The following is an 11,338-nucleotide window of genomic DNA, read 5'->3' on the forward strand; positions in this document are numbered from 1 at the left end:
CAAGGCTAACTTAACTGCTGCGACCAAGCCGACGGCGTAGCGCCGCGCAGGCAAATCCGCGCTACCGATTGCAAGCGATCGCCGCTGCATAGCGTCATTGCCAGGCCTTGTTGCGACCACGTGCGGGCATGCCACCCTGGCCCCGATCGCAAGCATACGCCGGCGGCTACTTGATCAGGCGGTGCAGCGCCGCCCGCCTGAGCCGACATCAGTTTGAAGATTGCCTCTTTGCTGCTCCACAAGGTATAGAAGTCCGCCACTTTATCGCCGGCAGGACGGCTGGCCAACCAATTGCTCTCGGCCACGGAAAAAGCGGCGCGGCCGATGGCGTCGACGTCGCGCTCGGCATCCAGCGTCTCTATATCGAGACCCAACGCTGTATCGGCGCTGACGGCGCAAGCTACCCAGCCGCGGCTGTGAGACAAACTGAAGTGCGGAGGCGTGGCGCTCGTGGCCGGCAGCTGCACCAATGGCGCCTGGTTCTTGCGCTCGGTGACGCACACGGCGTCAGTTGCGACGCCGGCAAGGCGGGCGACGGCGAAACGCAGCAATATCCGCCCCAGCAAAAATTCACGCTGGCGCAACGGCCGCAGGAAGCGCTGGTAACGCAACACCTCCTCTGTACTTAAACAGGCAAGGAAACGGTCGCGGTCATCGTCCGCCAGCTGATTGGCGTTGTGCAGCAGGATGACCGCGGATGGCATTTTAATCCAGGCGTTTGAAAATCAACGATGTATTGATGCCGCCAAACGCAAAATTATTCGACATGAAATATTCGCATTGCAAGCTGCGGCCCTGATCGACAATGTAGTCCAGCTCGGCGCAGTGTGGATCGACTTGCTTCAGATTGATGGTCGGCGCAAACCAGTCGGAGCGCATCATTTCGATGCCGATCCAGGCTTCCAGAGCGCCGCAAGCGCCTAGTGTGTGTCCGGTATAGCTCTTGAGCGAGCTGATCGGCGTATGCCGGCCGAATACGGCGGCGGTCGCGTGAGATTCCGCAATATCGCCCTGTTCGGTACCGGTGCCATGGGCATTGATATAAGCGATCGCCTCTGCCGGCAATGCGGCATCGGCCAGCGCCAGCGTCATCGCGACTTGCATGGTGTCGGCGTTCGGATGGGTGACGTGACAGCCGTCGCTATTGGTGCCGAAACCGACGATTTCAGCGTACATCTTTGCGCCCCTGGCACGCGCATGCTCGAAATCCTCCAGAATCAGGCTGCCGGCGCCCTCGCCGATCACCAAACCGTCGCGGCTGCTGTCAAATGGACGCGGCGTCAAGGCTGGCGTGTCATTGCGCACGCTGGTGGCAAACAGCGTATCGAATACCGCTGCTTCGGTAGCGCATAATTCCTCGGCGCCGCCGGCGACCATGATTTGCTGGCGGCCGCTACGGATCGCTTCATAGGCATAGCCTATCCCCTGGCTGCCGGAAGTGCAGGCGCTGGAAGTGGTGATAACCCGGCCGGTAATGCCAAAAAACACGCCGATATTGACCGGCGCCGTATGCGCCATCATTTTGATATAGGTAGTAGCGTTGATACCGCGCGTGCTGCGTTCGTCCATCATCCGGCCAAAATCGCCAATCGCCTTTGGCGTACCGGCAGAAGAACCGTAGGCGATGCCGCAAGCGCCGCTTTTCAACACAGGATCGTCAATCAGGCCGGCGTCGATCAAGGCCAGCTCGCTGGCGCGGGTCGCCATTAACGCCACCCTTCCCATACTGCGCATGCTCTTGCGGTTATAGCGATCGGATAATGCGAATTCCACGGCAGGAGCGCCCAACTGGGTGTTCAAGCCATCGTAACCAGCCCAGTCTTCCATCCGTACTATGGCGTTGCGATAACTGCCGAGATGCGCGCGAATGCTGCTCCAGTCGTTACCGATCGGGCTGATGCCGGCCATGCCGGTCACTACTACCCGCCGTACTGCCGCCGTATTGTTCACGCTGCTACTCATGCCGCCGCTCATGCCATGCCTCCGTTGACCGAAATCACCTGGCGCGTGATATATGCGGCATCGGCATGCATCAGGAATGCTACCGTCGCCGCCACCTCCTCCGGTTTGCCGACGCGGCGCGCAGGAATCAATTTGAGTGCTTCGTCCAACGGCAGCTCATTGATCATGTCGGTTTCTATCAAGCCGGGCGCGACGCAATTGACCGTGATGTTACGCTTGGCCAGCTCGATCGCCAGCGCTTTGGTGGCGCCGATAATCCCCGCCTTGGCGGCGCTGTAGTTGACTTGTCCGCGATTACCTATCAATCCAGATACCGAAGCCAAGGTCACGATACGGCCCGCCGCGCGCCGCTGCACCATCGGCATCACCAAGGGATTGAGGACATTGTAGAAACCATCCAGGTTGGTCTTCAGCACCAGATCCCAATCCTCTCCCGGCATGGCGGGAAAAGCGTTGTCGCGCGCCACACCGGCATTGCACACCACGCCGTAATAACAAGCGTGTTGCTCGACGTCTGCCAGCAAGGCGGCGGCGCTGGCCTGGCGGTCGCCTATATCAAATTGCAAGACACGCGCTTGCACGCCCAGCTCGCGCACGCTCAGCGCCACGGCATCTGCGGCCTCGCGCCGTTGATGGCAATGCAAGACGATATCGTAACCTTCGCGCGCCAGCCGCAATGCAATCGCCTTGCCGATCCCGCGGCTGGAACCGGTGACCAGCACGCTCTTGTTCAGGCGGGCAGCCGGGGAGTCCGCCCTGTTCAATTCCAACGTCATTCGCTACTTCCCTCAAGAAAAACAGCCGCGTCAGCCGGCTGAAACACGGTAATGGTGGCGCTCGCCAGTTGCTGACTGCCGGCATGGATATGGCATTCGAACGATCCTATCCCATTGTCTGCCTGCAGTATTCTTTTCACATGTATTTTCAGCAGGCTGCCGACAGCAAAAACGGGACAACTGCTTTCATAGCGCCGGGTTCCCAGCAAGAAGCCGATTTTCACCGGCTCGCCGCGCAACTGTGCGGTATGCCCGGCGTAGGCGGCAATCGCCTGCGCCATATATTCGACGCCGACCCAGCCGGGCACGCCATGGCCGTCGCAAAACATGCTGTCCGGGCGGATGGCCGTCTCAGCCAGCAACTCTTCCGGCCCGGCTTCCAGCAGCCGGTCCAGCAAGACCATGGCGCCGGAGTGCGGCAGAAAACGCCGGATATCCAGGGTCTCGACCGCACCCGGCTGATCCGGGCCCGATTGACTCATGCTTGATTGATTCATCATTCACGTCCCAGCAGCAAACTTGCATTGGCGCCGCCAAATGCAAAAGAATTACTCAAAGCCAAACGCAATGGCCGTCCAAGGCGAGCGCCGACGGGCTGCAGATTAAGCTGCGGCAAGCCAGGATCGCTGACGCCATCCCACAAATGCGGCGGCAGCCGGCCCTGCGGATTATTGTCTTGCATTGCCAGCCAGCATAGGCCGGCCTCCAGCGCACCGGCTGCTCCCAGCGCATGGCCGGTAAAAGGTTTGGTCGAGCTTAGCGCCACATGGTCAGCGAATATGGCGGCAACCGCCCGTCCTTCCATGGCATCATTTTGCACGGTAGCAGTGCCATGCAGGTTGATATAATCGATTTGTTTCGGCCTCACGCCCGCGCGCGCCAGCGCTTGCTCCATTGCGCTGCGGGCACCCGCGCCGGAAGGATCCGGTGCTGAAATATGATACCCGTCCGACGATTCGCCCCAGCCGCGCAAGCTCACGGCTGCCTCAACCTTGCTCATCAAGAACAAGGCTGCGCCCTCGCCGATATTGATGCCGTTACGATTGGCGCTGAACGGATTGCAGCGCGCAGCACTGACCGACTCCAGTGCGGCAAATCCGGCCACGGTGAAGGCGCACAGAGAATCAACCCCGCCGGTCAGAACCGCATCGCATAGTCCCATGTTAATCAAACGGGCAGCGCTGGCCATCGCCTTGCTGCTCGACGCGCAAGCGCTGGAATGCACGTAGGCGGGCCCGGTCACGCCCAGCACCGATGCCAGCGTCGCCGCCGGCGAAGCCATTTCTTGCTGCGCATAGCCAAAATCAGCAGGGAAGCCGCCGTTTGCCAGCCGATAGCGAAACGCTGCTTCGCTCTGTGCGATGCCGGAGGTGCTGGTGCCGAGCACGATCGCCACCCGGTCCGCACCAAACTGCCGTATGGCCGCGTCCACTTGCGGCCGGATCTGCGCCAGCGCCGCCAATGCAAGCTGGTTATTGCGGCTGCGCTGGCCCAGCGGCAGCATGCCGCTGTCCGGCAGAACAGTCTCCACGCAACCCAGCGCCAGTTCCCGCTCCCGTGATTGCGAATAGCGCGGCGTCATGGCGACGCCGCTATCGCCGGCAAACAGGCGGCGGCTGATCTCTGCGTGGTTGTCACCAAGCGGACAAATCATGCCGAGTTGATTGAGATAAAGCATGATTATGGCGCCGCGGTCGGTGCGGCAGGGTTGGGTGAAACCGGGTCATCGGCAGCAGTATCGCTGACCGATTCAATCGTCAGGCGATAGTGATAGCGCAGGTTATTCAGTTCCACTTTGCCATCCCATGGCGTCGGCCTGCTGTAGTTGATCACCATTACCGGCTCTCCTTGCAGCAGCAGCGTGCGCTGCAACCCTTGTTGTTCGATGGTCCAGCCTGCGGGCAACGCCTGGCGGATTGCCGCCAGCGGCCACAGCGTCAATTGCGTGTCTTCCAGCACATCCTCAGCGCGCACCTGCGATGGCAACAAAGGATGACGCCAGGACTGCACAGTCTGTCCATCATAATGCAGACTCAGGACACGCTGGCCAAACGCCAGGCCGACCATATTGAATTGCTGCTGATCGACTTCCACCGCTGCATCGAGCTGGTCGATGCGGCCATTGCGTTCGACCGTCAAATGCTGTTGCAAGCTGATATTGGCGCCCAGGCTCGCCGGCGCCAGCTTCAACCCCAGCCGTGCCGGCGCTTGCAATGCCGGTGTGGTGGCACAGGCGGCCAATGCGAGCACCGCCGCCAGCGCGCAACATCGCAAGCCAAGGCCCTGCCAGCCGCCGCGGCCAGGCGAACTCAACTGCATATCTCCTCCAAAATACTCAGGCGACGCTTGCTTTCCTTTACATACGGATTGCTGTCGTCCCAGGCATAGCCGGCCAGGATCGCGGCAATCATGCGACGTATCTCCGGCTGCTGTTGTTCATAAAAAATGACTTTCTGGAATCCGCCCGAGTACCAGGAATCGACAAAGGTACGGAAAGTATCGACGCCCTTTTTCAGCGGAACCGCATATTCTTTTTCCCAATCGACCGCGATGCCGTCAAACTGACGTTGCAAGGCGGCGACGGCCAGGCTGGCGGACTTGACTGCGATCGTGACGCCGGAAGAAAACACCGGGTCGAGGAATTCCCCGGCATTGCCGAGCAAGGCATAACCTCTGCCCCAGAGCGATTTGACGTTGGACGAATAACCGACAATCTGACGGGCCGGCGTATCCCAGCGCGCATTCTTCAACAAGGCGCGCGATGCCGGATCTTGCATTACCAGCATCTGCAGGCGTTCGCTCTCGCTGCCCTTGAATTGGTCCAGGAAAGCCGTTTCGGCGACCACGCCGATGGAACAGCGGCCGCCGGCAAAAGGAATCAGCCAGTACCAGACATTGCAATGTTCCGGATGCACGGTAATGCGGATCTTGTTGCGATCGAAACCGGCTGCATCGATGCCATCCTCGATATGGGTGAAAATGGCGCCGCGCACCGGAAAATTCGATGGCGTTTCCAAATCCAGCAAGCGCGACAATACGCGCCCGAAACCGCTGGCATCCAGTACAAACCCCGCTTCCACCACATATTCCGAGCCGTCCGCATGGCGCACGGTAACCCGCGGTTTTTCTGCATCGGCATCAAATGCCGTGACGGTGTGCTGATAGCGCACTTGCGCGCCCTGGCGCTCAGCTTCATCGGCCAGCACCTGGTCAAACCGGGCGCGCTGTACCTGGTAGGTGGTGCCCCAGCCGGCAGAATGCTTGTCGCGGAAATCGAAATCCGTATAGCGCTCTCCGCGCACAAAAGCGGCGCCGTTCTTGTATTGAAAACCGGCTTCCACCACGGCTTGCAGCATACCGGCCTGCTGCAGATATTCCATGCTTTGCGGCAGCAGGCTTTCGCCTATGCTAAACCGCGGAAACTGCTCCCGTTCCAGCACCAGCACTTGCCGCCCTTGCTGCAGCAACAAGGCCGCCGCCACCGAACCAGCCGGGCCGGCGCCAATGATCAGCACATCACACTGCTCAACTCTTGGTTCAACTGTTGTTTGCATTTTTTTCTTCTTTTCCTTGTTGTAAATCCTGGTCAAAATCCTGGCCAAAACATGGCGCAATCAACCAGACAATTGCAATTCCTATCAGCATCGTGCATCCAAATGCATGCAGCGGCGGCGTGCCGGACAACGCCAGCAGACCGAACGACAACAAGGCGCTCGCGGCCGACAAACCGACCGTGAGCCAGGCGAAGCGATCGCGTTGCATGTTTTGTTCCTGCAAGAAAATTCCGTAGTCCACGCCCAGGCCGAGAATCAGCATCAGCGCTAGCACATGAAACAGTTGCAACGGCTGCCCCAGCAGACCGAGCATGGCCAGAGTAGCAATACTGGCGACGGCCGGCGGCGTCAGTACGCGCCAGGCCGCACTGCGATAGCGGGTAAATAGCAGCAGGTAGATTGCAGCATAGGCCCCTAGCAATACCCACCCCATATATTGCCGGTAGTGAGCTAGCACTGAAGATATTTCGCTGACCTTATCGACCCATGACACCCCGTCCAGCTGCGCGGCAGCCTGCTTCAAGATGGGCAGGTTGCCATAATTATCAAGCCCGCGCAGAGCGACGATGCTGGCGTAGACGCTGCCTTGACCACCCTTGCCTTCTACCGTCCCCAACCAGAGATGGCGCGACGGCTCGCTGGCCGCGCTCTTCAAAAACTCAGCCGGGGTAAGATCGTGGCCGCCATTGGCGTTAGCCGCGCCAAGTGCCCGGCCGCGCATTTGCGCGACCCAGGCGTCATCTTCACCCAGTTGCGCAGCCAGTGTCTGCAACGGACCGTCCGCAGCCAGCAAGGCCTGTGTGACCAAAGCGCGATTCGCGGCTTGTTCTCGCATCGACGGTACCCAGTTAGACATCGCCTGATAGCCGCTGATCAAGTGTTTGGCAATCAAAGGTTCCAGCCGCTGCTTGAGTGCTTCCTCACGCTGCAATACCTGTTCCGCGCTGGCGCCGCGCACCAGGTAAAACTGCACCGGCGTCGGCGCATCCAGCAATTTCCCTAGCTTGATCTGATCCGCCAGCAGTGCTTTCGGCGGTGTCTGCAAGGATCGGATATCGTCGTTCACCGTCAACCGGCTTATGCCGGCCGCGGCAAGAATACCGAACAATAGCGCCGCCAGCGCGGAGGCGCGGTTCAAGCCCAGCAACGGCCAATGCCGGCGGGTCTGGCCGACCCAAGCGGCAAAAGAAGAGCTTTTCAGGGTATTCGCAGTCAACAGGGCCGGAAACCAGAAAATCACGGTCAGCCAGGCAAACACCAAACCCAGCACCGAGAACAAGGCCATCTGGCGCAAGCCCGGAAACGGCGTCAGCGCCAGGCCGATGTAACCGATCACCGCTGCGGCCAGGGTCAATGCAAGGCCTGGCAACAGGCGCCGCAGCAATTGCCATGACCCCAGCGACCGGTCTACCGAAACCCTGCTGCATAAGAAATATATCCCGTAATCCTGGGCCACGCCGATCAGGCTGGCGCCGAACACCAGCGTCAGCAAATGCACTTGGCCGAAAATCATCCAGCACAGAGAAAAAGCTGCCATGCAGCCGATGCCTATCGACAGCATGATCAACGCTATCGGCCGCAATGAGCCGAAGGTCAGCCACATCAGCAGTACGATACCCAATAAGGAGCCGATGCCGATGGTTGACATCTCCCGGCTGGCTTGCGCGCTGCCGGCTCCCGCATGCAAGACCACCCCGGCGCTGATCAGCTCGACCGCCGGCACCGCCTGCCGTGCAGCTTTGCCAGCCTGCTCCAGCAACGGTAACACCGCCTGCTGGGTCGCCATGGAGAATGCCGGCTGCTGCAAATTCATCAGCAGCACGATGTAAGGACGGCCTTTGTCCTCGACGAACAAATAACCGTCGCGCGGACGCACCGTCGTTTCTTGCGCCCGGGCTTGCACCCAGCCGCTGAACAAGCCGAACGGATCGTCTTGCCAGGCACCCAGCTTGGGGCCGGAAAACGGGCTATACAACTGCTGCAGCGCGGTGTCGACCCAATACTTGGGCGCTTGCTCACGCAGCTTTGTTTGTTGGTCTGGTGTCAGCAAGCTGAGCCGCATCTGTTGCGACGGCGCCAGCCAGTCTTGCTGGTTTTGCGCCGACAGTTGAACCCCGGTCTGCAGCAAAGCCGGATGCTTGGACAGCACCCCGTTGTAGGCGTCGGCAGCGGCGCGGGCATGCTCCCAGTCAGCGGCGCCGACCAGCACGATCACGCGTTGCTGGGCGGCGTCGACCATGTGCGTGAATGCCTGTTGCAGCACCGGATCGCGCTGCTCGACCGGCAACAGCGCCAGGATGTCGGTATCCGGCACCACGCCTTTGACCAGCCACAGATAGCCGTTGTGCGCCAGCAGCAAAGCAACCGCCAAGGCCCATATCAGCGCCATGCGCTTCGGCCAACTGGCTTTTACGCTGCGGTCATGGCCGGAATCATTCAAATGCCGCCCCTTCTTCAGCAGTCATCGCGCTGCTGCCGCTTTGCAGGGCGGAGAAACTGATTTCAGTGTGATCGCCGCTCGCTTCGTTAATCGTCACGGTCTTGACATAAGCGCCGCCGGTCAGGGCCAGCGTACCGATGGCCTTGGCCAGCGCCGGTTGGCGTGCTGTCAACGCTACTTTCCAGCTATTGCCCTGCACGCTGCCATCCAGTTCAAACAGGGTTTCCAGCTGACTGAGATCGCCGGCCAGCAATGAAAACAGCACGCTGTTAATCATCCTCACTACCGGTTCTTGCTTGGCGTCCATGCGCATGGCAACCCGGCCGCCCTGCATTTGCACGATCTCGTCGCGCTTCAGGCGCAGCGTATTGGGAAACGGCTGCAAGGTGCGCCACAGCACGCCCTTGCCGTTCACCACGCAAAACCGTCCATTCGACAGCAACGGTTTCTTGATGCCGACCAGTTGCTTGCTTTGATCGAAGCGCCCGCACAAGATCGGCGGCCGCGCCAGCATCGACTGGATTTTTTCCACAGGTGCGGCAGCCAGCGCCGACATGGCGGTAGCGGCTAACTGCATGGTTAACAAGACGACGGCGAGACTTCGTTTCATGCTTGCTCAATTCCTATTTTTTTAAATAACACAGGCGGCGACGCGAAACACATTTCGTGTGTCGCCATATCCACCGCGACCTGCGTGGTGGTGCCACGGCTAAGACGCTGGCCGCTGACGCTGTCGGTAATCACGTATGCGATCTTGAGGCGATTTTCCCACTCGATGACGCTGGCGCGCACCTTGATGCGCTGCCCGAACGTGGCTGGATGGGCGTAGCGCAGGTGCAAATCGATGATCGGCCAGGAGTAGCCGGATGCCTGCATTTCCGGATAGTTGTAATCCAATCTATCCAGCAGCGCACAGCGCGCTACTTCCAGGTACTTGACATAGTTGCCGTGCCAGACGATCTGCATCGGATCGAGATCAAAGAATTGCACTTGCAATTCGACCTCGGCCGACCAGCGCTCTTTGGTAGGTATATTAGTCATGGCCTTACTCGTACAACTGCCATTGCTTGCAGCGGATGCGCTCCAGCAGGCGGCGCAGATCCGGTTCCAGCATGCGGTCTTCCCGTATCACGGCAATGTCGGCCGCCAGCACTTCCATCATCTGCTGCAGGTTCTGTTGCGGTTGCGCGGCGCCGTCCAGCCGGGAGCGTAGCCAAACACCCTGGCGCACGCTGATCAGTAGCGCGGCCACTACCTGTTCGGTCAGTTGCAATACGCGCAGGCAATCGCGGGCGGCAATCGTGCCCATGCTGACCTTGTCTTGATTGTGGCATTCGGTAGAACGCGAAAATACCGAGGCCGGCATGGTCTGCTTGAGCGCTTCGGCGGTCCAGGCAGAGGCGCTGATTTGCAAGGCCTTCAAGCCATGGTTAATGCTGGCGCGCGGTCCTTCGGCGCCGGATAAATTGGCCGGCAAGCCATGGCTGTAACGGCTATCGACCAGCAAAGCCATTTGCCGATCAAGCAAATCGGCGACATTGGCGACTGCGTTTTTCATGCTGTCCATGGCGAACGCGATGTGGCCGCCGTAGAAATGGCCGCCGTGCAGCACGCGCTCATTTTCAGCGTCGATGATCGGATTGTCGTTGGCGCTATTCAATTCGTTTTCAATCGACTCTCGCATCCACGGCAGAGCATCCGCCAACACGCCTATCACGTGCGGCGCGCAACGGATGGAGTAGCGATCCTGCAAACGCTTTTGATTGCGCGGGGCGTCGTCTACCGGCAAATCCTGGCGCAGCCAGGCGGCCACTTGCTGCTGGCCGGCGTGCGGCTTGACGGCAAACAAAGTGGCGTCGAAATGATGGGCGTTGCCGTCCAAAGCGAAACTCGCCATGGCCGTAATCCGGGTGGCGATGCGCACCAGGTATTGCGCGCGGTCGTAGGCCAGGCAAGCCAGAGCCGTCATTACCGCGGTGCCGTTCATGATCGCCAGCCCTTCTTTCGGCCGCAGGCGCAGCGGCGTAATACCGGCTGCCGCCAGGGCCTCGGCGGCGCCGACCTTGACGCCGTTGCGCCACACTTCCCGTTCGCCGCACAGCACGGCAGCCAGGTAGGACAGCGGCGTCAGGTCGCCGCTGGCGCCGACCGATCCTTCGGACGGGATCAAGGGCAACAAATCCTCTTTCAACAAGCGGGCGATCTGTTCCAGCAAACCGACGCTGACGCCGGAATACCCTTTGCTGAGCGAAGCCAGCCGCGCCGCCATGATGGCCCGCGTTTGCGCCGGGCTAAACAATTCACCCAAACCGCAGCCATGATAGGTGTACAAATGATGCGGCAATTCAGCGATCAGTTCGGGCGGGACGGTGACGGTACAGGAGTCGCCATAACCGGTGGTGACGCCGTAAATGGTGCCGTCTTCACGTAGCAGGCGATCGAGGAAGTCGGCGCCGCGGCTAATCGCGGCGCGGAATGCCGCGTCATCGGACAGCACGACCTTGCCCGACCCCGCAGCGATGTCGACAATGTCTTCAATCGTTAATCGGCCTTGATCAAAACGGACGGCGCGTTGCGCCGGCGCCGGCTGTGCCATGCCAGACAAG

Annotated in this window: 11 protein-coding genes; all 11 read right to left on the reverse strand. The window is 60.2% G+C overall.

Going from position 1 to position 11,338, the window contains the following annotated elements:
• Positions 1-5 precede the first annotated feature (5 nt).
• From BLV81_RS16270 to hutH, 11 genes are read right to left on the reverse strand one after another with little or no spacing between them, the layout of a single operon-like run.
• Positions 6-704, reverse strand: a complete 699-nt coding sequence (locus BLV81_RS16270) for a 4'-phosphopantetheinyl transferase family protein (RefSeq protein WP_092358143.1) — start codon at positions 702-704, stop codon at positions 6-8.
• A 1-nt stretch (position 705) separates the two neighbouring features.
• Positions 706-1,962 carry a beta-ketoacyl-ACP synthase gene (locus tag BLV81_RS16275; protein WP_092358341.1) on the reverse strand — a complete coding sequence of 419 codons (1,257 nt, stop codon included), beginning with the start codon at positions 1,960-1,962 and terminating at the stop codon, positions 706-708.
• 8 nt (positions 1,963-1,970) lie between these two features.
• Positions 1,971-2,738: a 3-oxoacyl-ACP reductase FabG gene (fabG, locus tag BLV81_RS16280; protein WP_092358145.1), complete on the reverse strand. Its 768-nt coding sequence runs from the start codon at positions 2,736-2,738 to the stop codon at positions 1,971-1,973.
• Complete coding sequence (locus BLV81_RS16285) at positions 2,735-3,220, reverse strand: hotdog family protein (protein ID WP_092358343.1); 486 nt, start codon at positions 3,218-3,220, stop codon at positions 2,735-2,737. The genes fabG and BLV81_RS16285 overlap by 4 nt, the downstream gene beginning before the upstream one ends.
• 14 nt (positions 3,221-3,234) lie before the next feature.
• On the reverse strand, positions 3,235-4,416 hold the full coding sequence (locus BLV81_RS16290) for a beta-ketoacyl-ACP synthase (RefSeq protein WP_176992862.1): 1,182 nt from the start codon (positions 4,414-4,416) through the stop codon (positions 3,235-3,237).
• A 2-nt stretch (positions 4,417-4,418) separates the two neighbouring features.
• A complete protein-coding gene (locus BLV81_RS16295) occupies positions 4,419-5,051 on the reverse strand; it encodes a DUF3261 domain-containing protein (RefSeq protein WP_369823891.1) in 633 nt (210 codons plus the stop codon).
• A complete protein-coding gene (locus BLV81_RS16300) occupies positions 5,048-6,292 on the reverse strand; it encodes an NAD(P)/FAD-dependent oxidoreductase (protein ID WP_092358151.1) in 1,245 nt (414 codons plus the stop codon). Before BLV81_RS16300 ends, BLV81_RS16295 begins: the two co-directional genes overlap by 4 nt.
• Positions 6,276-8,681 carry an MMPL family transporter gene (locus tag BLV81_RS16305; protein WP_092358345.1) on the reverse strand — a complete coding sequence of 802 codons (2,406 nt, stop codon included), beginning with the start codon at positions 8,679-8,681 and terminating at the stop codon, positions 6,276-6,278. Before BLV81_RS16305 ends, BLV81_RS16300 begins: the two co-directional genes overlap by 17 nt.
• Positions 8,682-8,724: 43 nt before the next feature.
• Complete coding sequence (locus BLV81_RS16310; protein WP_092358153.1) at positions 8,725-9,342, reverse strand: outer membrane lipoprotein carrier protein LolA; 618 nt, start codon at positions 9,340-9,342, stop codon at positions 8,725-8,727.
• Positions 9,339-9,773 (reverse strand): acyl-CoA thioesterase, encoded by a 435-nt coding sequence (locus tag BLV81_RS16315; RefSeq protein ID WP_092358155.1) that lies wholly within the window; start codon positions 9,771-9,773, stop codon positions 9,339-9,341. The genes BLV81_RS16310 and BLV81_RS16315 overlap by 4 nt, the downstream gene beginning before the upstream one ends.
• Positions 9,774-9,777: 4 nt before the next feature.
• Positions 9,778-11,328 (reverse strand): HAL/PAL/TAL family ammonia-lyase, encoded by a 1,551-nt coding sequence (gene hutH, locus BLV81_RS16320; protein ID WP_092358347.1) that lies wholly within the window; start codon positions 11,326-11,328, stop codon positions 9,778-9,780.
• Positions 11,329-11,338 lie beyond the last annotated feature (10 nt).

Source organism: Collimonas sp. OK242 (assembly GCF_900107095.1).
In the GTDB taxonomy this organism is placed as follows: Bacteria; Pseudomonadota; Gammaproteobacteria; order Burkholderiales; family Burkholderiaceae_D; genus Collimonas.

Bases quoted from the DNA above. Each gene is read 5' to 3' on its own strand.
- BLV81_RS16270 (WP_092358143.1), bottom strand. From the start codon at position 704: ATGCCATCCGCGGTCATCCTGCTGCACAACGCCAATCAGCTGGCGGAC.
- BLV81_RS16275 (WP_092358341.1), bottom strand. From the start codon at position 1,962: ATGAGTAGCAGCGTGAACAATACGGCGGCAGTACGGCGGGTAGTAGTG.
- fabG (WP_092358145.1), bottom strand. From the start codon at position 2,738: ATGACGTTGGAATTGAACAGGGCGGACTCCCCGGCTGCCCGCCTGAAC.
- BLV81_RS16285 (WP_092358343.1), bottom strand. From the start codon at position 3,220: ATGAGTCAATCGGGCCCGGATCAGCCGGGTGCGGTCGAGACCCTGGAT.
- BLV81_RS16290 (WP_176992862.1), bottom strand. From the start codon at position 4,416: ATGCTTTATCTCAATCAACTCGGCATGATTTGTCCGCTTGGTGACAAC.
- BLV81_RS16300 (WP_092358151.1), bottom strand. From the start codon at position 6,292: ATGCAAACAACAGTTGAACCAAGAGTTGAGCAGTGTGATGTGCTGATC.
- BLV81_RS16305 (WP_092358345.1), bottom strand. From the start codon at position 8,681: ATGGCGCTGATATGGGCCTTGGCGGTTGCTTTGCTGCTGGCGCACAAC.
- BLV81_RS16310 (WP_092358153.1), bottom strand. From the start codon at position 9,342: ATGAAACGAAGTCTCGCCGTCGTCTTGTTAACCATGCAGTTAGCCGCT.
- BLV81_RS16315 (WP_092358155.1), bottom strand. From the start codon at position 9,773: ATGACTAATATACCTACCAAAGAGCGCTGGTCGGCCGAGGTCGAATTG.
- hutH (WP_092358347.1), bottom strand. From the start codon at position 11,328: ATGGCACAGCCGGCGCCGGCGCAACGCGCCGTCCGTTTTGATCAAGGC.